Source organism: Mesorhizobium sp. M7A.F.Ce.TU.012.03.2.1, assembly GCF_004006095.1.
GTDB lineage: Bacteria > Pseudomonadota > Alphaproteobacteria > Rhizobiales > Rhizobiaceae > Mesorhizobium.
The window spans coordinates 2482026-2505417 of the sequence record NZ_CP034779.1 but is presented as its reverse complement, the minus strand read 5'-3'; the positions used below and the strand labels follow the sequence as shown (position 1 = coordinate 2505417).

Below are 23392 nucleotides of genomic sequence, written 5' to 3'. Positions count from 1 at the left end.
GTTCCGAGCGGTCAGGCCGACGGCTGCTTGGTCTTCCGCAGATACGGCAGGATGGTCTCATAAGCGCCGAAGCGTTTGATTGCATCCTCGTTGGAAACGGCCGCGGCGATGATCACGTCCTCGCCCTGCTTCCAGTTCGCCGGCGTCGCCACTTGATGCTTGGCGGTGAGCTGCATGGAATCGACCGCGCGCAGGATCTCATCGAAATTGCGCCCCGTGGTCATCGGGTAGGTCAGCACCAGTTTGATCTTCTTGTCCGGTCCGATGACGTAGACCGAGCGCACTGTGGCGTTGTCGGCGGGCGTGCGGCCCTCCGACGTCTCGCCGGCACCGCCCGGCAGCATGTCGTAGAGCTTGGCGACCTTGAGGTCCTTGTCGCCGATCAGCGGATAGTTCACCGAATGACCGGTCGCCGTCTTGATGTCGTCCTGCCACTTGCCGTGACTTTCGACCGGATCGACCGAAATGCCGATGATCTTGACGTTGCGCTTCTTGAACTCGCCTTCGAGCCCCGCCATCGTGCCAAGCTCGGTCGTGCAGACCGGCGTGAAATTCTTCGGGTGACTGAACAGGATCGCCCAACCGTCGCCGATCCAATCATGGAATTTGATCGTCCCTTGCGTGGTCTCGGCGGTAAAATCCGGCGCAATGTCGTTGATACGAAGGCTCATGGTACATCTCCCCTGTAAACGGAACCGTCGGCAGCGAGGAACGGCACACGGCAACCCACGCCGCCATCAAGCTGTCCCGCCCTGCATCGTTGCATCTTAGCGCAAAAATCGTGGCTGCAAGATAATATGAAACTCTTGTCGGCGGCAGGCGAGCATTTTTATGCTTTCGAATTCGCGGCGCGCGGATGAGAGCCTGGGGCTGGACAGGAAAGGTTCTGTCTCAGCTCTTGTTGACCGCCAGCGTCACAGTCAGGTCTTCCATGCGCTGTGCCAACGCGCCGAGCGCGTTGGTGAGCACGCTATCGCTCTTGTCGGCCTTGGTCAGAGCCTCGTCGCGGGTCTTGCGCAAGGTCAGCACTTCGCTTTCCATGCCCTTGACGCGTTTTTGCAACTCGGAGAGTTCATCCATCACCATAATGCCGGCCATCACGGTCAGCCGCTGATCGCCGATCTCGCCGAACGAGTCCTTCAGGTGTGAAACATAGCGGTCGAAGCGTTCGGCAAGGTCGATCAGATGCTCTTCCTGGCCCTCGTCGCAGGCCATGCGATACTGCTTGCCGTCGATTGAAACCGTGACCTGTGCCATCGGGCCAGCTCCTATCTGTCCAACACGGCGCGGATGGTTTCCATGGCGGTCACCAAACGTCGCGAGACTTCCTTGTTGGCATCTTCCAGCCGTTCGGCGCGCGCTTCGGAATTATCGAGTTCCTGCGCCAGCCGCGAGCGGTCGGCATTCATCCGCTGCACCTCGGCCTCGGCTTCGGAGTAGTCGCGTTCATGCTCGAGCTTGGCCGCGACGGCGTTTTCCAGCCCCTCGATGGCCTTGCCCAGCCTCGCGATGACTTCCTTGAGTGTGGCTTCCCCGGTCATGGCCTTCGTCCTGTGCCCTGCCCATCACCGAATCGTTCACGTTCAGAACGCGTTATCCCTGAAACATTAGGCACCGGGTGAAGGCAACGTCAACAAAGCTCTCGCGACTGTCCCCCGCTAACGCTAATGTAGGTCCGCCGCCGGCATCACAAGACCGGCAAATGTGCACCCGATTTGTTGACTAAAAGCCCGCGCCTGCTATGTGTCGCGCACCCTTTTCAAGGGCTCTCCCAAGCCCCCAAACCCCCACTTCTGGAGGAACCATGACGTCGCGTGAACAACATGACCGGATGGCCAATGCGATCCGCTTTCTCTCCATGGACGCCGTCGAGAAGGCAAATTCCGGCCATCCAGGCCTGCCCATGGGCTGCGCCGATATCGCCACGGTGCTGTTCACGCGCTTCCTGAAATATGATCCCAAGGCCCCGCACTGGGCCGACCGCGACCGTTTCATCCTGTCGGCCGGCCATGGCTCGATGCTGCTCTATTCGCTGCTGCATCTGACCGGCTACGAAGACATGACCCTCGACCAGATCAAGCACTTCCGTCAGTTGGGCTCGAAGACCGCCGGCCATCCCGAATACGGCCATGCCACCGGCATAGAGACGACGACCGGCCCGCTCGGCCAGGGTCTCGCCAATTCGGTCGGCTTCGCGCTCGGCGAGCGCATCATGAATGCCGCCTTCGGCAACGATCTCGTCGATCATTACACCTATGTGCTGGCCGGCGACGGCTGCCTGATGGAAGGTGTTTCCCAGGAAGCCATCGCGCTTGCCGGCCATCTCAAGCTCAACAAGCTGATCGTCTTCTGGGACAACAACGACATCTCGATCGACGGTCCGGTCTCGCTGTCCGACAACACCGATCAGGTGGCCCGCTTCCAGGCCTCCGGCTGGAATGCCAGCCACATCGACGGCACCGATCCCGAAGCGATCGCTTATGCCATCGAAGCCGCCCGCCATTCCGACAAGCCGACCATGATCGCCTGCAAGACGACCATCGGCTTCGGCGCGCCGACCAAGGCCGGCACCAACAAGGCGCACGGTTCGCCGCTCGGTGCCGACGAGATCGCCGGCGCTCGCAAGTTCTTCAACTGGGATTCGCCGCCCTTCGAGATTCCGGCCGACATCCTCGACGCCTGGCGCACCGCCGGCAAGGCCGGCGCCAAGGCGCGCACCGACTGGGAAGGCCGCTTGGCCAAGGCCGATGCCAAGCTGAAGGCCGAGTTCGAACGCCGCCTCAGCGGCAAGCTGCCGTCCAATTTCGACGCCATCATTGCCGATTACAAGAAGAAGCTGTCGGCCGACAAGCCGAAGGTCGCCACCCGCAAATCGTCCGAGATGGCGCTGGAAGTCATCAACGGCGCCGTGCCCGAGACCATCGGCGGCTCCGCCGACCTGACCGGCTCCAACAACACCAAGACCAGCCAAACCAAGAACATCACCTCGGACGACTATGGCCAGCGCTATATCCATTACGGCATCCGCGAGCACGGCATGGCGGCTGCGATCAACGGCCTGACGCTGCATGGCGGCCTCATCGCCTATGGCGGCACTTTCATGTGCTTCTCCGACTACGCCCGCCCGTCGATGCGGCTGGCATCGCTGATGGGCATCCGCTCGATCTTCGTCATGACCCATGATTCCATCGGTCTGGGCGAAGACGGCCCAACCCACCAGCCGGTCGAGCATCTGGCCGCATTGCGTGCCATTCCCAACCACAATGTCTTCCGCCCGGCCGACGCGGTCGAAACCGCCGAATGCTGGCAGATCGCCCTGGAGTCGGAAAAGACGCCGTCGACGTTGGCGCTGACCCGCCAGAACCTGCCGACGGTGCGTACCGAATTCTCGGCGAAGAACCTCAGTGGACAGGGTGCCTATGAGGTGGCTGCCGCCAGCGGCGAGGCAGCGGTGACGATCTTCGCCACCGGCTCCGAGGTCGAGATCGCGCTTGGCGCGCGCGACCTGCTGGAAAAGCACGGCCATCCGACCCGCGTCGTCTCGGTGCCCTGCTTCGAACTGTTCGACCAGCAGAGCGACGACTACCGCAAGAAAACGATCGGCAACGCGCCGATCAAGATGGCGATCGAGGCCGGCATACGCCAGGGTTGGGATCATCTGATCGGCTCCGACGGCATCTTCGTCGGCATGACAGGCTTCGGCGCCTCGGGCACGATCGAGCAACTCTATCCGCATTTCGGCATTACCGCCGAAGCCGCGGCCAAGGCGGCGGAAGCCCGCCTGCATACCAAGTAGGTTCAAGGTTCGGCGAAATCGCGAAAGGCGGACTCGCCGGGCTGGCCCAACTTAATCGATTTAAATCCACGCCACTGCGGCTGGATTCTTTCTGCTTCCACCGCTATGAAACTGCGGACCCCTCATCCGCCCTCCAACTCCCAGGGAGAGAATTATGACCGTCAGAGTTGCCATCAACGGATTTGGCCGCATCGGCCGCAACATCCTGCGCGCCATCCATGAATCCGGCCGCAAGGACATCGACGTCGTCGCCGTCAACGACCTCGGCCCGGTCGAGACCAATGCGCATCTGTTGCGCTACGACAGCGTGCACGGCCGCTTCCCGCATGAAGTTTCGGTTTCCGGCGATCAGATCACCGTCGGCAAGGAAACGTTCAAGGTCACCGCGATCAAGGATCCGACGCAGCTACCGTGGAAGGAACTCGGCATCGACATCGCGCTCGAATGCACCGGCATCTTCACCGCCCGTGACAAGGCAGCGGCACACCTGACCGCCGGCGCCAAGCGCGTCATCGTTTCGGCCCCTGCCGAAGGCGCCGACCTCACCGTCGTCTACGGCATCAACCACGACCAGTTGACCAAGGACCATATCGTCATCTCGAATGCCTCGTGCACCACCAACTGCCTGGCACCGCTGGCAGCCGTGCTGCATGAGACCGTTGGCATCGAAAAGGGCATGATGACGACGATCCATTCCTACACTGGCGACCAGCCGACGCTGGACACCATGCACAAGGATCTCTACCGCGCCCGCGCCGCTGCCCTGTCGCAGATCCCGACCTCGACGGGTGCCGCCAAGGCGATCGGGCTGGTGCTGCCCGACCTCAAGGGCAAGCTCGACGGCATCTCGATCCGCGTGCCGACCCCGAACGTCTCGGTCGTCGACTTCAAGTTCATCGCCAAGCGGTCGACCACGGTGCAGGAGATCAACGAAGCGGTGATCGCCGCTTCCAACGGCAAGCTGAAGGGCATTCTCGGCGTCACCCATCATCCGAACGTGTCGATCGACTTCAACCACGATCCGCGCTCCTCGATCATGGCGCTCGACCAGACCAAGGTGATGGACGGCAACTTCGTGTCGGTGCTGTCCTGGTACGACAATGAATGGGGTTTCTCCAACCGCATGGGCGACACATCGGTCGCCTTCGGCAAGACCATCGCCTGATCACAAAGCTTTCTTTTCGAGACTTGGAACGCCCGGCTTTGCCCGGGCGTTTTTCATGAGCGCAGCTTGCGCCTTTCCAAATTGTGTCCTGGACGCCAAAACATCCAAAAATCAGCGGCATAGGCCAAAAAGCCACCCTGCCGCCTTGCACTGGTCACGTCTTCGCCCCACTCTCTCGCAAAGCAGGAGACAGACGAATTTGAGGGGCTGATTTCAGGATGGAGCATGCGATCTATCTCGTCACGCTGGTCGGCACAGCGCTTGTCGTCGCCGCCGCGTTTTCGAGCCTGATCGCCTTCCGCTTCGGCGCTCCTCTTCTGCTCCTGTTTCTCTGCATTGGCCTCGCCACCGGCACCGACGGACTCGGCATCCAGTTCGACAACGCCCGCATCGCTTATTTTGCCGGCTCACTGGCGCTGGCCGTCATCCTGTTCGATTCCGGTTTCGGCACGCCGCTCAACGCCTTGCGGCAGGCTGCAGGCCCGGCTTTGTCGCTGGCGACCTTCGGCGTGCTTGTCACCACCGGCCTGTTCGGCGTCGCCGCCCATTATCTGCTCGATCTCACCTGGCTGGAATCCTTCCTGCTCGGGGCTGCCGTCGCCTCCACCGATGCGGCGGCCGTGTTCTTCCTGCTGCGCGCCGGCGAGATCAATCTGCGCGAACGCGTGCGCTCGACGCTCGAGGTGGAATCCGGCACCAACGACCCGATCGCCATCTTCCTGACCATCACGCTGGTCGAGATCATCGCCGCCCATGCCAACCCCGAAACCAATGTCCTGGTCACCAGCCTGTTCCTCGGCTTCCTCCTCAACATGGGCCTTGGCGCTGTCGTCGGCGTGCTCGGCGGCCTCGCCATCGTGCGCCTCGTCGACCGGCTCAATCTCGACCACGGCCTGCTGCCGATCTTCGTGCTGACCTTGTCGCTGATGGTGTTTGCAGCCGCCGGCGCCATTGGCGGCTCGGGCTTCCTGGCGGTCTATATCGCCGGCCTCATCTCGGGCAATTCCGATATCCGCGCCGTCACCATCCTCAAGCGCTTCCAGGACGGCATGTCATGGCTGGCACAGATCATCATGTTCCTCATCCTCGGCCTGTTCGCGACACCGTCGCAATTTCCGGCGATCATGGTGCCGGCGGTGCTGCTCGGCCTGTTCCTGATGTTCATCGCCCGCCCGATCGCGGTCTGGCTCTGCCTGATCCCGTTCCGTCTGCCGCGCCCCGAGGTCGCCTTCGTCTCCTGGGTCGGCCTGCGCGGCGCGGTGTCGATCCTGCTCGCCATCACCCCGCTGCTGGGCGGGCTGGAAAACGGCCGTGTCATCTTCAACACCGCCTTCATCATCGTACTCGTGTCGCTGGTCATCCAGGGCTGGACAGTCGGACCGCTGGCGCGTCGCCTCGGTCTGATCGTGCCGGCACGGCTCGGACCGCTGGACAAGGTCGAGCTGGAACTGCCGGGCTCGGCCCATCACGAGCTTCTTGCCTATCGCGTTGCACACGGCAGCCCGGTGGCGCGCGGCGAGCGCATCCCACGCTGGGCGCGACCCTCGCTGGTGTTGCGCGACGGCCGCTCGATGCGCTTCCAGGACATGGGCCGGCTCGCCGCCGGCGACCAGGTCTACATTTTCGTGCCGGACCGCTATCCGCGCCTGCTCGACAAGCTGTTCGCGAGCCGTGCAGTGGTCGATCCCGAGGATGCCGATTTCTTCGGTGCCTTCGCCGTCGACCCCGCGCGCTCCGCCGCTGAACTGGAAGCGGCCTATACGCCAGGCCTGACCGAAGCGGAGCAAAAGCTCACCGTTGGCGCGCTGGTCACGGCGCGGCTCGGCGGCCATGCCGAATACGCCGACCGCGTCCTGCTCGGCCCGATAGAACTGATCGTCCGCGACGTCGACGACAAGGGCAAGATCATAGGCCTCGGCCTGTCGTTCGAGCCGACCGCGCCGGTGGCGCGGGTGCCGGTCTTCCTCAGCGCCGGCGAAATCGGCGATCGTCTTTCCGCCTTCATCCGCAACTGGCGCAAGCCGACCGAGACGCAGGAGGCCGAGGCGCGGGCGGACGAAAAGCAGGCCCCGGAGCCAGCGCCGGAAAAGGCAGCAACCGAAAGCTGACAAACCCGCTATTGAGCGCTGCCATTCATCCGCCCCGCCGGTGCAAGATCGTGCCCACTTCAAAATTTCGGTTCGAGCGCGCCCTAAGCCTTGCATCGACACCGATGCGGGGTATGGTCCCCCGGTTTTTCGCGAAAGGAACCCCGCATGGCCGCCTTCAAGACACTCGACGATATCGGCAACATCAGCGGCAAGCGCGTGCTGGTGCGCGTCGACCTCAACGTGCCTGTCATTGAGGGCAAAGTCACCGACACCACCCGCATCGAACGCATCGCGCCGACCATCGCCGAGCTGTCAGGCAAGGGTGCCAAGGTCATCCTGCTCGCCCATTTCGGCCGACCCAAGGATGGTCCCTCGCCCGAATTCTCGCTGGAGCCTATCGCCAAGGCGACAGCTGATGTGCTTGGCCGTCCCGTCGGGTTTGCCTCCGACTGCGTCGGCGACACGGCCGGAAGCGCTGTCGCCGCCATGAACAAGGGCGACGTGCTGCTGCTCGAAAACACCCGCTTCTACAAGGCCGAGGAAAAGAATGACCCGGCCTTCACCGAAAAACTCGCCGCCAATGGCGATATCTTCGTCAACGACGCCTTCTCGGCCGCGCACCGCGCGCATTCTTCGACGGAGGGGCTGGCGCATCTGTTGCCGGCTTTTGCCGGCCGCACCATGCAGGCCGAGCTTGAGGCGCTGGAGAAGGGCCTGGGAAAACCGGTTCGTCCGGTCGTCGCCATTGTCGGCGGCGCCAAAGTCTCGACCAAGATCGATCTGTTGATGAACCTGGTGAAGAAGGTCGATGCCCTCGTCATCGGTGGCGGGATGGCCAACACCTTTCTTGCCGCGCGTGGCACCAATGTCGGCAAATCGCTGTGCGAGCATGATCTCGCCGCGACCGCCAAGCAGATCATGATCGAGGCGGCCGAGGCCGGCTGCGCCATCATCCTGCCGGTCGACGGCGTCGTCGCCAAGGAGTTCAAGGCGGGCGCGGAATGCGAGACCGTCGCCATATCGGACGTGCCGGCCGACGGCATGATCCTCGATGTCGGCGCCAAAACCGTGACGACCATCGGCGAATGGATCGACCGTGCCGCGACACTGGTCTGGAACGGCCCGCTCGGCGCCTTCGAGATCGCGCCCTTCGATCATGCGACGGTAGCGGCGGCCAAGCATGCGGCGGCGCGCACCAAGGAAGGCAAGTTGGTCTCGGTTGCCGGTGGCGGCGATACGGTGGCGGCGCTCAACCATGCCGGCGTCGCCGACGACTTCACCTATGTCTCGACCGCCGGCGGCGCTTTCCTGGAATGGATGGAAGGCAAGCCACTGCCCGGCGTCGACGTGTTGAAGCGCTGAGGCTCCGAGGCGAGGCGATCAACACTCGGAGAGCGAACAAGGCCGCCCGAGGCATTCAATCGATTCGAGCTTTCCGATGCCATTCCTTTGGCGGTAGACTTCCGTTAAGCGCGGAACAACCGTTTCAGGAGAAGCAACAATGAGCGAACGTCTCGAAGACATTGCCGCCGCAATCGTCGCCGACGGCAAGGGCCTGCTGGCGGCCGACGAAAGTTCAGGCACCATCAAGAAGCGCTTCGACGTCATTGGCGTCGAATCGACCGCCGACAGCCGCCGTGACTACCGCGAGATGATGTTCCGCACCAGGGAGGCGATGACCCGTTACATCTCCGGCGTCATCCTCTTTGACGAGACGATCCGCCAGAAGGCCGCCGACGGCACGCCGCTGGTCGACATCATCAAGGCGGCCGGCGCCATCCCCGGCATCAAGGTCGATGCCGGCGCCAAGCCGCTGGCCAGGTTTCCCGGCGACACCATCACCGAAGGCCTCGATGGCCTGCGCGAGCGCCTTGCCGATTACTACAAGCTGGGCGCCCGCTTCGCCAAATGGCGAGCGGTGATCGACATCGACCAGGCCAAGGGCGTGCCCTCGGCCAATTCGATCGGCTCGAACGCCCATGCACTTGCCCGCTATGCCGCCCTTTGCCAGGAGGCCGGCATCGTGCCGATCGTCGAGCCGGAAGTGCTGATGGACGGCGCCCACGACATCGATACCTGCTACGACGTCTCGAAGGCAACGCTGATCAAGCTTTATGACGAGCTCCATGCGGCTGGCGTCCTGCTGGAAGGCACCATCCTGAAGCCCAACATGGTGCTGGCCGGCAAGAAATCGGGCAAGGTGAGCAGCCCGGAAGAAGTCGCGGAAAAGACCATAAAGCTGTTTCGCGAGACCGTGCCGGCAGCGGTGCCGGGCATCGCCTTCCTCTCCGGTGGCCAGGAGGACGAGGAGGCGACCGCCAACCTCAACGCCATCAACGCCATCGGCCCGCACCCGTGGAAGCTGACCTTCTCCTACGGCCGCGCGCTGCAGGCCGCGCCGCAGAAAGCCTGGAGCGGCAAGGCCTCGAATGTCGCCGCCGGCCAGGCCGCCTTCACCCATCGCGCGCATATGAACCATCTGGCGGCGCTTGGAAAATGGAAGGCGAGCCTGGAACAGGCCGCCTGATCAAAATCCTTCCGTCTTGCCTTTGAACCCGGGCCGATGCGCCCGGGTTTTTGTTTGCCCGGACTTGGGGCAGAGCCTCTCCGTCCTTATTTCCTCTCCGGCGATGTCGGTTTGCGCCCATCCCGAACGTCCTTGGGATGACATTCAGGGAGAGGTTCATGCATCGCAACAAGATCGTTTCGCGCGAAGACTGGTTCCAGGCGCACAAGGCGCATCTGGCGCGCGAGAAGGAATTGACGCGGTTTCGCGAGCGGATCGCCGCTGAACGGCGTGAACTGCCCTGGCTGAAGATCCGGAAAGACTATGTCTTCGAGACCGAACAAGGGCCGAAGAGACTGACCGACCTGTTTGGCACCAACAGCCAGCTGATCGTCTATCACTTCATGTTCGGGCCGGGCTGCGTCAATCATTGCGAGGGCTGCTCATTCCTTGCAGACCATATCGACGGCGCCAATCAGCATCTGCGGCATCACGACGTGTCGCTGGTCGTGGTTTCGCGCGCTCCACTGGCGGAACTTCTGCCTTACAAGCAGCGCATGGGCTGGAAGTTCGACTGGGTGTCGTCCTATGCCTCGGATTTCAACTTCGACATGCAGGTCTCCTTCACCGACAAGCAGATCGCCGCCGGCGACACCACCTACAATTTCGAGACCCGTCCACGGACATCGAAGGAGCTTCCCGGCACCAGCGTTTTCTACCGGGACGAGAACCGCGACATCTTCCTCACCTTCATGTCGCGCGCCCGCGGCGGCGAGGCGCAGATCGGCGCCTACGACTATCTCGACATGACGCCGAAGGGCCGCAACGAGAACGGCCCCTATCACGGACTGATGGATTGGGTGCGGCTGCACGATGAATATCAGGGCAAGCAAGCGGGGCAGGCGAGTTGCTGCGATTGAAGAGCGTTCCCGCCGACCAAAACATGCGCTAAGGCTGCCGCTGATCGTTTAACGGTACTGCTATGCGCTTCCCGTCCCTACTCACCTGGCTCGCCTTCCCGGTCTATATCTGGCAAGGCCTCGGCGTGCGACGCCGCACCACGCGCATGCTGCCGGCGCAAGGGCCGGTCATGCACGAAATATCAGGCAAGGCGCCTGATATCTCGCTTCTGGTGCTGGGCGATTCGTCCGCCGCGTCGGTCGGCATAGGCAATTCGGAACATGGGCTTGCCGCGCAACTCGCCGTGCTGATTTCACAAAGCACAGGCCGCACCGTGCGCTGGCGGGCGGCCGGCTTTAATTCGGCAACGTCGGGCCAGATACGCGACCATGTCCTGCCCAATCTGTCGGCCGAACCGTGGACGCATATCGTGTTGGCCATCGGCACCAACGACACCAAGAATTTTCACTCCGTGCCGCGCTTCAAGAAGGAGTTCGGCGGCCTGCTCTACGGCCTGCGCGCCAAATGGCCGGAAGCACGCGTGGTGTGGTCGCCGGTGCTGGAGTTCACGCGGGCTCCGGCCATGCCGCCGCTGCTCGGAAAAATCCTTGAGATTCGCGCCACCGACATGAACCGGATGGGCGAACGCCTTTGCCTGGAGCGCGGCGCGGTGCCGGCGCCGCGCCTGCCGATCACCAATCCGGAAGCCCGCTTTGCGTCGGACGGCTTTCACGCCTCGGAAGCAGGCTACCGGGCCTGGGCCGAGCATCTGGTTGGCCCGGTGCTTGGCAATTGAGCACCGACGACAAGTGCCGTCCTACGTCAAATGCCCGAGCACGGCCGCCAGGGAAATCGCGGCCATGGCGAGCAGTGCCAGTTTCCAGAAATCACCACGTCGCTTGAGGCCCGGCCAGCCAAGCGGCTTGATCAATTGAATGACCATGAAACCGACGATGACAAGGGCGAGAAATTTCGTCATGCCGCCTTTGACCAGCAACGCGCCCGGCTGTCAAAGCACGTCGTTCATTGCCTGAGAAAGAACGACGCCGCGATCCTGGGTCGGAACGCGGCGCCCGCCTGCCGGTGGCAAACGATCTACTTCAGCGGCTTGAGGCCGGCCTCGATCGAAGCGCGCTTCGGTTCGAGGAATGGCGGCAGGGCAAGACTTTCCCCCAGTGTTTCCAGCGGCTCGTCGGCGGTGAACCCCGGTCCATCGGTGGCGATCTCGAACAGGATGCCGTTCGGCTCGCGGAAATAGAGAGAACGGAAATAATAGCGCTCGACCTCGCCGCTCGACGGCAGCCGAAACTCGGCCAGCCGCGCCGTCCATTGATGCAGCGTCTCCTGGTCCGGCGCCCTGAAGGCGACATGGTGAACCGCACCCGCGCCTTGCCGTGCCGGCGCCAGTCCCGGCTGCACCAGGACATGCAGCTCCGCCGCCGGCCCGCCCTCGCCCATTTCGAAGACGTGAACCTCCCCCTCCGGCGAGGCATAGTCGCGCGCCTTGCGCATGTTCATCACCTTGGTCACCACCGCCTCGGTGTTGGTGATGTCGGGAACGCTGATGACGATCGGCCCGAGCCCGCGTATCTGGTGCTCGACCGGTACCGGGCTTTGCGCCCAGGGATGGCTGCCGCCCTTGCCGCCATCGCTGACCAGGCGCAGACGCTGGCCCTCGGGATCTTCGAAGTCCAGTGACGCATAACCGCCGATGTCGGCGATCTCTCCTGTTGCCAGGCCTTCGTCGGTCAAGTGTTGCTTCCACCAGGCAAGGCTCTCCCGGTTGCCGACCCTGAGGCTGGCCCGCACGATGCTGTGCGTGCCGCGCCGCTCGCGGCCGACCGGCCAGTCGAAGAAGGTAAGGTCGGTGCCCGGCGTCGCTTCGCCGTCGGCATAGAAGAGGTGGTAGGCCGAGGTGTCGTCCTGGTTTACGGTCTTCTTGACCAGCCGCAGACCCAGCACCTTGGTGTAGAAATGAAGATTGCCGGGCGCATTGGCGGTGATGGCGGTCAGATGGTGGATACCTGTCAGTTGCAAGCTCATGGTCGTCTCCCTGCTGTTGGGGAAAAATTTTCTCCCTTCATATCAGACCTGCGGTCACCTCGCTGAAGGCCGCGTATCCCGACAGTCCGTCGCCGGAAGCTGAACAGCGGCACCGAATACAACGCCGTCTCTATGAACAATCGGAAGTCGCAAACCTGCCTTGAGGCACCGGTCGATGCGGCGAGAAGCGATGCCTTGCCTGCGGCGCGCGCACTGTCCGGAACTATTGTTCGCCCCCTGCCATCCTCCTGACAGACTGCTGTCAGGAGGGGTATGCGATAGTGCCTCTACACAGAGAGAGGAGACTAGCCATGAACGGTTATACCATTCTGCGCGGCATGCAGCACTATGTCGGCAAGATCCGCACGATGCGCAACGAGATCCGCACCCAGCGGTTCATGAACTCGCTGCCGGCGGACATTCGTAAGGATATCGGCTGGCCGGACATGTATGCGGACCGTGGCCCTCGCGGCAATTGAAGCCAATTTTTCGACCCGGCGATTGGATGTCGGCGCGTCAACGCCCAGATAACAGGTCCGGTGCGCGAGGATGGGAGCGAGCTTATGCCCGAACAGAAGACGATCGGTTCCCTTTTCATCGAAGGTTTTGCCGACTGGGAGTATGGGCTGCTGGCGGCCTCGGCAGTCGAATGGTTCGGTGCCCGTGCCATGTCGCTGACACCGGATGGCAAGCAGGTGACCGGGATCAGCGGCTTTCGGCTGATCCCCGATCGCTCAACAGGCGCCAGCGAGAATGCCGATCTAGATGCCATTGCCGTCATTGGTTCCGACCAGTGGACGGGCAAGGCACCGCCTGATGTAGGCGACCTGCTTGCAGCCATTGCATCGCGCGGCGGTGTGGTCGGCGGTATCTGCGCCGGCACGCTGGCGCTGGCCCGAGCCGGCCTGTTCGAGAAGACCAGGCATACCAGCAATGGCCGCGACTGGATCAATGGTCATGAGGCCGGTTATGCCGGTGCCGAGAACTACCAGGATGTGCCGCATGCCGTAGCCGACGGCAAAATTGTTTCCGCGCCAGGTTCGGCACCAGGCACCTTCGCACTCGCCTTTCTGAAGACGCTCTACCCCGAAAGAGGCGGCGATCTCGCGCGGATGCGGACACTGTTTGCCAAGGAATATGCTGAAGGCTCCTGACAGTATGCTGTCAGGAGGGCCGTGCAATGGTGCCAGCTTCGGACACCGCGCATTGGCGTCAAAGGACGATCGATGAAGAGTTGGAACGACAGACTGAGCACACCAGGCATCAACGGCGTGAAGCCAACGCCGCGCACGATGGCCGATGTCGTCGAAGGCCAGCCTATGCTGGTGCCGACGGCGCGCCAGGTTGATGATTTCATCCGCTCGATTCCCGAAGGCATCGAGATGGATGTGCGTGCGCTACGGACAGCACTTGCCATCCAGCATGGCGCCGAAGTGACATGCCCGGTCACCATAGGCTATCATCTGCGCACTGTTGCCGAAGCCGCCAACCAGGACCTCCAGCGCGGCATGGCGCTGAGTGACGTGGCACCGTTCTGGCGCGTGCTCGATGCGAAAACACCGACGACGAAGAAACTGTCCTTCGGCGCGGAGTTCGTCGCCGCGCAGCGCAAGCGCGAAGGGCTGAAACCATGAGGCACGCCGCCCAAAAGTGTTCTGCGGTTTTGGGATAACGGCATGCGCGAAAACACGAGGCCGTGCCGTCCAAAAGTGGACATCAGTTTTGGGCGACATGCATAGAGACAACGCCGAGGGACCATACGATGCGCCGCGCCGACAGGCTCTTCCAGATCGTGCAGCATCTGCGCGGTGGCCGACTGGTCACCGCCCACAAGCTCGGCACGTGGCTCGAGGTTTCCGAGCGAACCATCTATCGCGACATTGCCGACTTGCAATCGACCGGGGTGCCGATCGACGGCGAGGCCGGCGTTGGCTACATGATGAGGGAGGGTTTCGACCTTCCGCCGCTGATGTTCACGCGTGACGAGATCGTCGCGCTGGTCGCCGGCGCCCGCATGGTGCGCGCCTTTGGCGGTGCCGCCATGGCGAGGGCCGCCGACGAGGCGCTGGTCAAGATCGGCGCCGTATTGCCCGATGCCGAGAAAGACCGCATCGCCCGCACCGAGATCCACACACCGATGTGGGTGGTCAGCGACGCCGCCCGCGAGGCGATCGACCTGATCGAGCGCGCGGTCGAAAAACGCCAGGTGCTGACCATCGACTATTCCGACGAGGCCGGCCGCGGCACCGCCCGCGATATCCGCCCGCTCGGTCTGTGGTTTTGGGGCAAGGTGTGGACGCTGGTCGCCTGGTGCGAGATGCGCGACGATTTTCGCGCCTTCCGCATCGATCGCATCGCCTCCGTGGTCATCGCCGGCCGCATCTTCAAGCCGGAGCGCGGCAAGCAGCTTGCCGACTTCTACCGCGCGGTGGAACGCAGCGAGGACTATGGCATGGCGCCGGATCGCGCTGCGCGCAGCTGAGTTGTTGACCCCATAAAAAAGCCCGCTCGAAGCGGGCTTTTTTTCTTGGAATATCAGACAATCTCACTCGTCGTCGTCATTGTCCGTGTTCTTCGACTTCAAGGCCGAGAGCTTGGCGAACACGGCGTTGGCGTCGAGTTCGGCATCCTCGTCCTTCGGCTTCTCGGGAGCCGGCACCAGCCGCTCGGTCAGGGCCGCCGGCAGCAGCGTGTCGCCGACCGGCTGCGCCTGTTCGCGGCCGCGCGAGGCGCGATTGACTTCCATGTCGAGGTCGATCTGCGATGCGAGGCCCAGCGTCACCGGGTCCATCGGCTGCAGATTGGCCGAATTCCAGTGCTTGCGCTCGCGTATCTGTTCGATCGTCGACTTGGTGGTGCCGACGAGACGCGAGATCTGCGCATCCTTGAGCTCGGGATGGTTGCGCACCAGCCACAGAATCGCGTTCGGCCGGTCCTGGCGCTTCGACAGCGGCGTGTAGCGCGGACCCTTGCGCTTGGATTCAGGCACCCGCACCTTGGGGTCCGAAAGCTTCAGGCGCTGGTTCGGATCCTTCTCGGCACGCGCGATCTCGTCGCGGGTCAGCTGTCCGGTCATGATCGGGTCCATGCCCTTGATGCCTTGCGCCGATTCACCGTCGGCGATTGCCTTGACCTCGAGCGGGTGCAGCCCGCAGAACTGCGCGATCTGCTCGAAGGAAAGTGCGGTGTTGTCGACCAGCCAGACAGCGGTCGCCTTGGGCATCAGCAGCGTATTGGCCATTTACAAATCCTTCTCGTTCGCCCGCGTTCCCGCGCGGGCGGTGGTTTAGAGCCACCAAAATGGGAAATTCGCGGTCTGTATAACCGCTCTCGGGTCGTTTCGCAACGTTTTTGGAAGCGGCCGGCGGACAACGCTCGCGCCATTGCAGTAGGCCGGGCCGAGTGTGCGCATGATCCAAATGCCATGCGGAGAGTTGAGGTCAACCGCGGAGCGCTGTCGAGCCATGCTCGGTACTACTGGCCAAAAAAGACAAAACCCGCCGGACTGGGTCCAGCGGGCTCGGAACCGGCGACGGCAAAACCGTCTGCTTCGGCTCTTGCTTCTACGGCATGGTCCGCTCCTTGGAGCAAACCATGCTCAAATCAGATGGCCTTGCGGGCGATCATTTCGATGTCAGCGCGGTTGATGCCGAGATCGCTGAGCTGACGTGCGTTGAGACGGTTCAGTTCGCGGACGGTCTCGGTGTACATACGCCAGTTACGGAAAGCGCGGATCGGGTTCATGGTAGTCCTCCAAATTGATGTTCGTTTCGATGGTGCTCAAATAGGCGTCATCGACGAGGACTTGAATGGCTGATTTTGCATAGCAATGATGCAAATGCTGCATTGCAGCATTAAGCTTCTGTTCATCTTGTAGGCAGCGAGGCGCTGACCTCGCTCGCTGTCAGCCGACGTCGAGCACGATCTTGCCGATGTGTTCGCCGTCCTCCATCCGCTCATGCGCCCGCCAGGCTTCGCTGAGCGGGAAGATCATGTCCATGACAGGAGCAACCTTGCGCGTGCCGAGCAACGGCCACACCTGCGCTTCCAGCGCCGCCCCGATCGCCGCCTTGAACTCGACGGTGCGCGGCCTCAGCGTCGACCCGGTGTGGGTAAGCCGCTTGACCATGATTTTCGAAAAATCCGCGCTTGCGACAGCGCCGGCCTGCACGGCGATCTGGACGATCCGACCCTCAACCGCAGCGGCCTCGTAGTTACGCCCCACATAGTCGCCGCCGACCATGTCGAGGATGACATTGGCGCCCTTGCCCCCCGTTGCCTCCTTGACCGCGGCGACGAAATCCTCCTCGCGATAGTTGATCGCCCGGTCTGCGCCGAGCTTCAGGCAGGCGTCGCATTTCTCCTTGCTGCCCGCAGTGGTGATGACATAGGCGCCAAAGGCCGAGGCAAGCTGGATTGCCGTCGTGCCGATGCCGGACGAGCCGCCATGGACGAGCAGCGTCTCGCCTTTCTTGAGGGCGCCACGCTCGAACACATTGTGCCAGACGGTGAAGTAATTCTCCGGCACCGCCGCGGCTTCGGTATGGGTGAAGCCGGCGGGCAACGGCAGCACGCTCCCGGCATGCACCTTGACATATTCGGCATAGCCGCCGCCGGGCGTCAGCGCGCAGACGCGGTCGCCAATGCGCCAGCGCGATATGTCGTCGCCAAGGGCCGCCACTTCGCCCGACGCCTCGAGGCCCGGCAGGTCCGACGCGCCGGGCGGCGGCGGATAGGCGCCCTTGCGCTGCTGGATATCGGGCCGGTTGACGCCGGCGGCATGCACCTTGATCAGGATCTCGCCGGGGCCGGGCTGCGGCACGTCGCGTGTTTCCGGCTTCAGGACCCGAGGGCCACCCGGCTCCGAGATCGCGATGGCCGTCATCCTTGCCGGAATTTTCTGTCCGCTCGCCATGAGATTTCCCGTCTTTCCTCGCCGTTATCCGATCGGCTGTTTGCATCGACGCCCCTGCCCTATGTATGCTGATTGCCAAATCAGGCAAATGGCCAATCTGGTCTTGGCGGAGGAGGAGCGACGATGGCGATCTTCGACGACGAACCCAAGAAGAAGGCACGCCCGCACGAGATCGGGCAGGACCTGTCACTGCTTTCCGTCAGCGACTTGACCGAGCGGATCGGCATACTGCGCGACGAAATTGCCCGCCTGGAAGCCGAACTCAAGACCAAGGACACCACCAAATCCGCGGCCGAAGCACTGTTCCGCCGCGGATAGGCGCGCTGGCGCAAAGCCCGCCGCCGAAAAGCCCGAATGCGGCTGTCTTCAGACCCAGCGTCCCCGCCAAACCTGAGCCGGATCAAACAATGTTCGCAACCTACCGACCGATCCTCTCGCTGCTTCGCGGCACCGCTTTCCTGCTCGCGGCATCTGGATTGCATGGACTGCTCTTGCCCCTGCGCGGTCAACTGGAAGGTTTCTCGACCGCATCGCTCGGCCTGATGGGCACGGCATGGGCCGGCGGCTTCGTCACCGGCTGCTTCTTCGCACCGCGCATCGTGCGCCGCGCAGGCCACGTTCGCGCCTTTGGCGCCTTTGCCGCATCCGGCGCCATCGTGGCGCTACTGACCGGGCTGATCATCGACGAATATGTCTGGATCCTGCTGCGCGCCTTCACCGGCTTCACCATGGCCGGTGCCTTTATGGTCATCGAAAGCTGGCTGAACGAGAAGGCCACCAACGAGAACCGCGGCACCGTCTTCGGCCTCTACATGATGGTCACCTATGCCTCGATCATGGGCGGGCAGATGATCGTCGCCGGCGGCGACGTGAAGTCCGCGTCGCTGTTCATGATCACCGGCATCCTGTTTTGCCTCTCGCTCATTCCGACGGCGGTCTCGACCGCCTCGCACCCCAAGCCGCTGCAGGATGTCTCACTTGATGTCAGAGGCCTTTATGCCAATTCGCCGGTGTCGGCGGTCGCTTGCGTGTTGATCGGCATCGCCAACGGCGCCTGGGGCACGCTTGGCGCCGTCTATGGCGCCCGCATCGGCATTTCCACGGCCGAGATCGCCCTGATGATGAGCCTTGTGGTCGTTGCCGGTGCCGCCATGCAGCTTCCGGCCGGGCGTCTCTCCGACAAGACCGACCGCCGTTTCGTGCTGGCGGGGGCGGCTTTCGGCGGGGCTTTGTTCGCGCTCTTGATCTTTCTGTTCGAGCCGCGCTCCGGCGTCTTCGTCATCGTCTTCACTGCCGCCTATGGCGCCTTCGCCTACACGCTCTATTCGATTGCCGTGGCGCATGCCAACGACCACGCGCGCTCGGAGGATTTCGTCAAGGTATCTGGCGGGCTGTTGCTGCTCTACGGCTTCGGCACGATGATTGGACCCTTGCTCGCCGCCGCTTTGATGGGCTGGATGCGCCCGGAAGGTCTGTTCCTGGCGACCGCCTTGGCGCATCTCTGCCTGGCGGGCTACACGCTGCTGCGCATCAGCCGCCGCGCGCCGGTGCCGATCGGCGATCGTGATGCCTTCAAGACGCAGCCGGCCGACCGTTCGGTCACCCCGGAAGCATTGCGGCTCGATCCCAGAAGAAAAGCAGAAGCAGACGGTTGAGATTCGAAAGGCTTTGCCTCACTAATACAGGCATGATGTTTTCCGACGCCTTCATGGCGATTGCCGATCCCAATCGGCGCCATCTTCTGGAAGAACTTCGCCGCGGCCCGAAAACCGTCACCGAACTGGCCGCCGGCTTGCCGGTGTCGCGCCCGGCTGTTTCGCAGCATCTAAAAGTGCTGCTCGATGCCGGGCTGGTCCACGCCAAGCCGGAAGGAACAAGGCGCGTCTATACGGTAAGCGGCACTGGCTTCCTCAAACTCAACATCTGGCTCGATCAGTTCTGGGAAGCCTAACCCCGATCAACCGTTGTTGTAGGGGAAGAACTTGAAGTAGGGCTTCGCCTCCTCGATCACCCGGGCGAAGGCGGGGCGCTGCAGCAGGCAGTCGTGATAGCGCTTCACAGCCCGATACTCGTCGCCGAACGGCTCGACCTTGTTGGCATAGAACAGCGCCGGGGACGCCGCGCAATCGGCCATGGTGAAGGTGTCGCCCATCGCCCAGATCTTCGACTGCATGTCTTGTTCGATGATGGCATAGGAATTGCGAAGCTGGTCGCAGGCCTGCTCGACGCCGAACGGGTCAGTCTTGTCCTGCGGCCGCAACCGATCGCCGACGATCTTCTGCATCGGCTCCTGCACATAGAAATCATAGAAGCGGTCGGCTTGGCGAACGGCCAGCGCCAGGTCGATGTCGGCGGGAACGAGGTCGACTGGCCCCGGATAATGCGCGGCCAGATATTCGACAACGATGGTCGATTCCAGCACCGTGCGGTTGCGCGCATCGTCGCGCAGCGCCGGCATCTTGCCGGCCGGCGAAATCTTCAGGAAGGCCGCGCGCGACTGAGCATCGCCAAGATCGACGATGACAGGCGTGAACGGCGTGGCGTTCTCGTACAGCGCGATCAGCGGCTTCCAGCAGAAGGAGGCCAGCGGATGGAAATGAAGCGTCAGGGACATTTTTTGCTCGCCTGTTTCCTGGTTTATCGGTGGCCGGCGCCGGGCACGCTCGTCATAGGTTAAACACTGCGGCAAGCATTGCTCGTCAAGACCTGCTTTTGCCGCTTCAAGCGGCGTGGGCGACGATGCCGGCAACAATCATATCCCAGTCGTTTGGATGCAGCTCGTGGCCGCCACCTTCGATCCGGATGATTTTCGCGCCGGTGACCGCCTTGGCCAGCGCCTTGCCATGTTCGACCGGAAAGACCGGATCGGCCGTGCCGTGGATGACCAGCAGCGGCGACGCGATCTCGTGCAGGCGGCCTTTCCACGCGTCGCCGCCCCTGAGCATGAAATGGTTGGTGGCGCTCAGGAAGCCGCCGGAGCGGTCGTAGTCTTGCTCGACGAAGGCACGCATCCGGGCTTCGTCGAATGGGTGCGCGATGCTGGCGATCGCCCGCGCGTCCCTGACGATGAAATCGACCACCTGGCCACGGTCCGACCAATCGACTTTGACGCCCTCGGCCGAATGCTCGATATAGGCATCGCTCGTCTGCGGCAGGTGCGAAGTGTCGGTTCCCACGGGCGTGCTGCTGATGACGGTCAGCGATGCGACACGGGACGGGTGTTCCAACGCCACAAGCTGCGCGATCATGCCGCCCATCGACATGCCGACGAGATTCGCCTTGCCGATACCGTGGTCGTCGAGAACGCGCATTGCATCGTCGGCCATATCATCGAACGTGTAGGGCGGCTCTCCCGGCTTGTATTTGGTCGAACGGCCGGTATCGCGATTGTCGTAGCGGATCACGAACAGGCCGGCATCGGCCAGTTCCCGGCAAAACGCCTCCGGCCACCACAGCATCGAGGCCATCGCTCCCATGATCAGCAACAGCGGCGGGTTCGCCGGATCGCCAAAGGTTTCGGATATGATTTCGGGGCGTTCGGTCGTCGTCACGGTGCGGCCTCCTCTCCTGCAATACTGATTGCATTTTGCAATCGGTTGCACGATATTAAAACCGATACGATAATGCAACCGGTTTTGGAGAAACAATCTCATGAGTATGGATCGCCGGTCCGGGTGTCCGATCAACCTGTCGCTGGAAGTGTTCGGCGATCGCTGGAGCCTGATCATCCTTCGCGACATGATCTTCGGCGGCAGGCGTCATTTTCGCGAGCTGCTCAACGGATCGATGGAAGGCATCGCCTCCAACATCCTCGCCGACCGGCTGAAGCGGCTGATGGAACTGGGCATGCTGACCAAAGCCGACGACCCCTCGCACAAGCAGAAGGCGATCTACAGCCTGACCGAAATGGCGATCACGCTGGTGCCGATCCTGGCCCATCTCGGCGCCTGGGGCCGCGTCTGGCTGCCGGTCAGCGAAGAACTCTCGATCCGCGCCGAACTTCTGGAAAAGGGCGGACCGCCGATGTGGGACAAATTCATGGACGAGTTGCGCCATGAACATCTCGGCAAGCCGCTCGATACCGCGTCGGGTCCTTCTGTCCGCGCCACCTTGCAGGCCGCCTATGAAGCCCTGGTTGCCAGCAAGGCTCTCGCCGCCGACTCTGCCGCTTGACCAACTTATTTTCCCGTTTGGGGCCCGGCTCTGCTAGAAGAAGCGGAAAATCACAATTCACGGGATTGGATAAGGTCTTGGTTGAGAACTCTCGGGATGCTGCCCGCGCACGCGCCGACCTGCGCTTCAAGAAGCAGGAAGAGGCGGCAACCGTCCGCCAGAAGGCGATGGCCGAATACGTCGCCGAGAGCGACGCCCGCCAGGCCAAGACCAACAAGCTGCGGGCGCTGCGTCTCGCCAAGGAAGCCGAAGACCTCGCCAACGCGCCGGCGGAACCTGCCAAGAAGCCGGCCCGCGCCAAGAAAAAATAACCCGAAGCCGCACAGGCACCAACTCCTATCCGGGAGGCTGTGACGGTCGCTTCCATCCGACCTTTTCACGCGAAGCAATTTCAACCGAAACCGGGATGTTATCTCGCCCGTCGACGGTCGATGATCGACGCCTTTCAGACAGGAGACCGCCATGACCGCACTGCCGCTCGAAAAAGCCAGGCAAATCATCGATGCCGCCTTTGCCAAGGGCTCCGATCTCAAGCTTAAGCCGCTTGGCGTCTCGGTGCTCGACGCCGGCGGGCATCTGGTCGCCTTCCAGCGCCAGGACGGCGCCTCGTTCCTGCGCCCGCAAATGTCGGCCGGCAAGGCCTTTGGTGCGCTCGCCATCGGCATGGGCTCGCGCAAAGTCGAGGCTTTCGCCAAGGAGCGCCCGCACCTCGTCGCCGGCATCTCGGACGTCTCTGGCGGACGCGTGCTGCCGGTCGTCGGCGGCGTGCTGATCCGCGACAAGACTGGCGCTATCATCGGCGCCGTCGGCATTTCCGGCGACACCTCGGACAATGACGAAGCCGCGGCCATCGCCGGCATCGAGGCCGCCGGCTTCACCGCCGATCCGGGCTGAGCGTCGGGGAACTTCGTCATCCACGGGCGGAGCAGGAGCGAAGCTCCGTCGCGGAGACCCGAGGATCCATTCCGTAACATCAGCCGTAGAGTGCAGCGGAGCAGAATTCTGGACCGCTGAAACGCTCACGTGTCGCGGCATGGATCCTGGGGTCTGGGCCGCGTCGCTACGCTCCTTGCTACGCCCCAGGATGACGACGTTACGGGTGTTTCCGACAACTGTCAGCGCAAGCGCCCGTCAAACTTCCGCCTTCCGCGCTGGGGACCTAATTCAGATTGATGTCTCGGCTGGCCGATCGCATCGACACTGCGAATCCGGCCAGCACGTCGAACAGCGCGATGACCATCAGCGTGAAGAAGACGGAATGGGCCGCGCCCTTCACCAGCAGGAACTCGACCAGGAAGGCCACGAACACCAGCGTCGACAGAAGATGGTCCATGATCGAGGCGTTGGTCGTGCGCACCGACTTCGCCATTTCGAGGAACAGGAAGACCAGCCCGATCAGTATCATCAGGTCGCCCAGCGTCATCGAGAACACGCCGCCCGACATCATACTGAAGGGGAAGACCTCGCTCGCCCAAGGATCGTCACCACTGCCGAAAATTCCCAACAGTCCGAGGTTGTAGAGCACGAAAGGCACGATCAGCAGCGGAATGGCACCGAACATCTGGCGTCTCCATGTGGGGGCAATCCTTTGTAGAATGCGCCACAGGCACGCCGTCAAGATGTTTCGATGGCAGCGTTGAACACGGTCGAAGACCGCACGCAACAACCATGTCAGCCGGTTGCCGGCCGAAGGATTTGCAACGCCTGCGGTGCACGCCTCGAAATGCGCTGCCGGCCGGCTCAAACGCAAAAGGACCAGCCACCGGCCGGTCCTTATGGAAATTCAAACCTTTGAAAAAGCTGG

General features: G+C 62.7%; 28 protein-coding genes. 17 read left to right on the top strand and 11 right to left on the bottom strand.

Annotated features, from left to right (window positions below; translation table 11 throughout):
- Nucleotides 1–11: 11 nt before the first annotated feature.
- The 3 genes from EJ079_RS12085 to EJ079_RS12075 form a co-directional block, all read right to left on the bottom strand.
- Complete coding sequence (locus tag EJ079_RS12085; RefSeq protein ID WP_127809076.1) at nucleotides 12–671, bottom strand: peroxiredoxin; 660 nt, start codon at nucleotides 669–671, stop codon at nucleotides 12–14.
- A 220-nt stretch (nucleotides 672–891) separates the two neighbouring features.
- Nucleotides 892–1257, bottom strand: coding sequence for a cell division protein ZapA (locus EJ079_RS12080; protein WP_023810969.1), 366 nt, complete (start codon nucleotides 1255–1257; stop codon nucleotides 892–894).
- Between the two features lie 11 nt (nucleotides 1258–1268).
- Nucleotides 1269–1541, bottom strand: a complete 273-nt coding sequence (locus EJ079_RS12075) for a DUF4164 domain-containing protein (RefSeq protein WP_013529251.1) — start codon at nucleotides 1539–1541, stop codon at nucleotides 1269–1271.
- Nucleotides 1542–1804: 263 nt separating this feature from the next.
- On the opposite strand from EJ079_RS12075, the gene tkt reads away from it, so the two are divergent.
- The 7 genes from tkt to EJ079_RS12040 all read left to right on the top strand — a co-directional run bounded on the left by tkt (nucleotide 1805) and on the right by EJ079_RS12040 (nucleotide 11253).
- On the top strand, nucleotides 1805–3796 hold the full coding sequence (tkt, locus tag EJ079_RS12070) for a transketolase (protein WP_127809075.1): 1992 nt from the start codon (nucleotides 1805–1807) through the stop codon (nucleotides 3794–3796).
- 154 nt (nucleotides 3797–3950) lie between these two features.
- Nucleotides 3951–4961, top strand: a complete 1011-nt coding sequence (gap, locus tag EJ079_RS12065; RefSeq protein WP_013529249.1) for a type I glyceraldehyde-3-phosphate dehydrogenase — start codon at nucleotides 3951–3953, stop codon at nucleotides 4959–4961.
- A 218-nt stretch (nucleotides 4962–5179) separates the two neighbouring features.
- Nucleotides 5180–7069: a potassium/proton antiporter gene (locus tag EJ079_RS12060; RefSeq protein ID WP_127271761.1), complete on the top strand. Its 1890-nt coding sequence runs from the start codon at nucleotides 5180–5182 to the stop codon at nucleotides 7067–7069.
- Nucleotides 7070–7216: 147 nt separating this feature from the next.
- Nucleotides 7217–8413, top strand: a complete 1197-nt coding sequence (locus EJ079_RS12055) for a phosphoglycerate kinase (RefSeq protein WP_127809074.1) — start codon at nucleotides 7217–7219, stop codon at nucleotides 8411–8413.
- Between the two features lie 139 nt (nucleotides 8414–8552).
- Complete coding sequence (locus EJ079_RS12050) at nucleotides 8553–9578, top strand: class I fructose-bisphosphate aldolase (protein ID WP_127396046.1); 1026 nt, start codon at nucleotides 8553–8555, stop codon at nucleotides 9576–9578.
- A gap of 158 nt (nucleotides 9579–9736) precedes the next feature.
- On the top strand, nucleotides 9737–10477 hold the full coding sequence (locus EJ079_RS12045) for a thioredoxin family protein (RefSeq protein ID WP_127809073.1): 741 nt from the start codon (nucleotides 9737–9739) through the stop codon (nucleotides 10475–10477).
- A gap of 62 nt (nucleotides 10478–10539) precedes the next feature.
- The gene (locus tag EJ079_RS12040; protein ID WP_127396048.1) at nucleotides 10540–11253 is read left to right on the top strand and encodes an SGNH/GDSL hydrolase family protein; all 714 of its coding nucleotides are present in this window, start codon (nucleotides 10540–10542) and stop codon (nucleotides 11251–11253) included.
- Nucleotides 11254–11274: 21 nt separating this feature from the next.
- On the opposite strand, the gene EJ079_RS12035 is transcribed toward EJ079_RS12040, so the two are convergent.
- Both EJ079_RS12035 and EJ079_RS12030 read right to left on the bottom strand, forming a co-directional pair.
- Nucleotides 11275–11436 (bottom strand): hypothetical protein, encoded by a 162-nt coding sequence (locus EJ079_RS12035; protein ID WP_023810961.1) that lies wholly within the window; start codon nucleotides 11434–11436, stop codon nucleotides 11275–11277.
- 116 nt (nucleotides 11437–11552) lie between these two features.
- Nucleotides 11553–12500, bottom strand: a complete 948-nt coding sequence (locus tag EJ079_RS12030; RefSeq protein ID WP_127396049.1) for a ring-cleaving dioxygenase — start codon at nucleotides 12498–12500, stop codon at nucleotides 11553–11555.
- Between the two features lie 311 nt (nucleotides 12501–12811).
- On the opposite strand from EJ079_RS12030, the gene EJ079_RS12025 reads away from it, so the two are divergent.
- The 4 genes from EJ079_RS12025 (at nucleotide 12812) to EJ079_RS12010 (ending at nucleotide 14982) form a co-directional block, all read left to right on the top strand.
- Complete coding sequence (locus EJ079_RS12025) at nucleotides 12812–12979, top strand: hypothetical protein (protein WP_013529241.1); 168 nt, start codon at nucleotides 12812–12814, stop codon at nucleotides 12977–12979.
- An 84-nt stretch (nucleotides 12980–13063) separates the two neighbouring features.
- Nucleotides 13064–13654 carry a DJ-1/PfpI family protein gene (locus tag EJ079_RS12020; protein ID WP_127809072.1) on the top strand — a complete coding sequence of 197 codons (591 nt, stop codon included), beginning with the start codon at nucleotides 13064–13066 and terminating at the stop codon, nucleotides 13652–13654.
- Between the two features lie 72 nt (nucleotides 13655–13726).
- Nucleotides 13727–14134, top strand: coding sequence for a hypothetical protein (locus tag EJ079_RS12015; RefSeq protein ID WP_127809071.1), 408 nt, complete (start codon nucleotides 13727–13729; stop codon nucleotides 14132–14134).
- A 128-nt stretch (nucleotides 14135–14262) separates the two neighbouring features.
- Nucleotides 14263–14982 carry a YafY family protein gene (locus EJ079_RS12010; RefSeq protein ID WP_127809070.1) on the top strand — a complete coding sequence of 240 codons (720 nt, stop codon included), beginning with the start codon at nucleotides 14263–14265 and terminating at the stop codon, nucleotides 14980–14982.
- 63 nt (nucleotides 14983–15045) lie between these two features.
- Here the strand turns inward: EJ079_RS12010 and EJ079_RS12005 are convergent, their stop codons facing one another.
- The 3 genes from EJ079_RS12005 to EJ079_RS11995 form a co-directional block, all read right to left on the bottom strand.
- On the bottom strand, nucleotides 15046–15741 hold the full coding sequence (locus EJ079_RS12005; RefSeq protein WP_023810957.1) for a DUF1013 domain-containing protein: 696 nt from the start codon (nucleotides 15739–15741) through the stop codon (nucleotides 15046–15048).
- 362 nt (nucleotides 15742–16103) lie between these two features.
- Nucleotides 16104–16244: a DUF1127 domain-containing protein gene (locus EJ079_RS12000; protein ID WP_127396322.1), complete on the bottom strand. Its 141-nt coding sequence runs from the start codon at nucleotides 16242–16244 to the stop codon at nucleotides 16104–16106.
- 160 nt (nucleotides 16245–16404) lie between these two features.
- A complete protein-coding gene (locus EJ079_RS11995) occupies nucleotides 16405–17415 on the bottom strand; it encodes an NAD(P)H-quinone oxidoreductase (protein ID WP_127396323.1) in 1011 nt (336 codons plus the stop codon).
- 123 nt (nucleotides 17416–17538) lie between these two features.
- Here EJ079_RS11995 and EJ079_RS11990 point away from each other — a divergent pair, with 123 nt between their 5' ends.
- The 3 genes from EJ079_RS11990 to EJ079_RS11980 are packed head-to-tail and all read left to right on the top strand — an operon-like array spanning nucleotide 17539 to nucleotide 19366.
- Nucleotides 17539–17733 carry a DUF1192 domain-containing protein gene (locus EJ079_RS11990; RefSeq protein ID WP_127809069.1) on the top strand — a complete coding sequence of 65 codons (195 nt, stop codon included), beginning with the start codon at nucleotides 17539–17541 and terminating at the stop codon, nucleotides 17731–17733.
- Nucleotides 17700–19070 carry an MFS transporter gene (locus EJ079_RS11985; RefSeq protein WP_348628944.1) on the top strand — a complete coding sequence of 457 codons (1371 nt, stop codon included), beginning with the start codon at nucleotides 17700–17702 and terminating at the stop codon, nucleotides 19068–19070. Before EJ079_RS11990 ends, EJ079_RS11985 begins: the two co-directional genes overlap by 34 nt.
- 32 nt (nucleotides 19071–19102) lie before the next feature.
- Nucleotides 19103–19366 carry a metalloregulator ArsR/SmtB family transcription factor gene (locus EJ079_RS11980; protein WP_013529232.1) on the top strand — a complete coding sequence of 88 codons (264 nt, stop codon included), beginning with the start codon at nucleotides 19103–19105 and terminating at the stop codon, nucleotides 19364–19366.
- A 6-nt stretch (nucleotides 19367–19372) separates the two neighbouring features.
- On the opposite strand, the gene EJ079_RS11975 is transcribed toward EJ079_RS11980, so the two are convergent.
- Nucleotides 19373–20029 (bottom strand): glutathione S-transferase family protein, encoded by a 657-nt coding sequence (locus EJ079_RS11975; protein ID WP_127396325.1) that lies wholly within the window; start codon nucleotides 20027–20029, stop codon nucleotides 19373–19375.
- A gap of 106 nt (nucleotides 20030–20135) precedes the next feature.
- Nucleotides 20136–20966 carry an alpha/beta hydrolase gene (locus tag EJ079_RS11970; RefSeq protein ID WP_127396326.1) on the bottom strand — a complete coding sequence of 277 codons (831 nt, stop codon included), beginning with the start codon at nucleotides 20964–20966 and terminating at the stop codon, nucleotides 20136–20138.
- A 100-nt stretch (nucleotides 20967–21066) separates the two neighbouring features.
- Between EJ079_RS11970 and EJ079_RS11965 the strand changes: the two genes are divergently transcribed.
- From EJ079_RS11965 to EJ079_RS11955, 3 genes are all read left to right on the top strand, one after another.
- The gene (locus EJ079_RS11965; RefSeq protein WP_127396327.1) at nucleotides 21067–21588 is read left to right on the top strand and encodes a helix-turn-helix domain-containing protein; all 522 of its coding nucleotides are present in this window, start codon (nucleotides 21067–21069) and stop codon (nucleotides 21586–21588) included.
- A 77-nt stretch (nucleotides 21589–21665) separates the two neighbouring features.
- Nucleotides 21666–21899: a hypothetical protein gene (locus EJ079_RS11960; protein ID WP_027037125.1), complete on the top strand. Its 234-nt coding sequence runs from the start codon at nucleotides 21666–21668 to the stop codon at nucleotides 21897–21899.
- A 151-nt stretch (nucleotides 21900–22050) separates the two neighbouring features.
- The gene (locus EJ079_RS11955) at nucleotides 22051–22482 is read left to right on the top strand and encodes a heme-binding protein (RefSeq protein WP_127396328.1); all 432 of its coding nucleotides are present in this window, start codon (nucleotides 22051–22053) and stop codon (nucleotides 22480–22482) included.
- Nucleotides 22483–22747: 265 nt separating this feature from the next.
- Here EJ079_RS11955 and EJ079_RS11950 read toward each other — a convergent pair whose 3' ends face one another.
- Nucleotides 22748–23149, bottom strand: a complete 402-nt coding sequence (locus tag EJ079_RS11950; protein WP_127809068.1) for a hypothetical protein — start codon at nucleotides 23147–23149, stop codon at nucleotides 22748–22750.
- Nucleotides 23150–23392 lie beyond the last annotated feature (243 nt).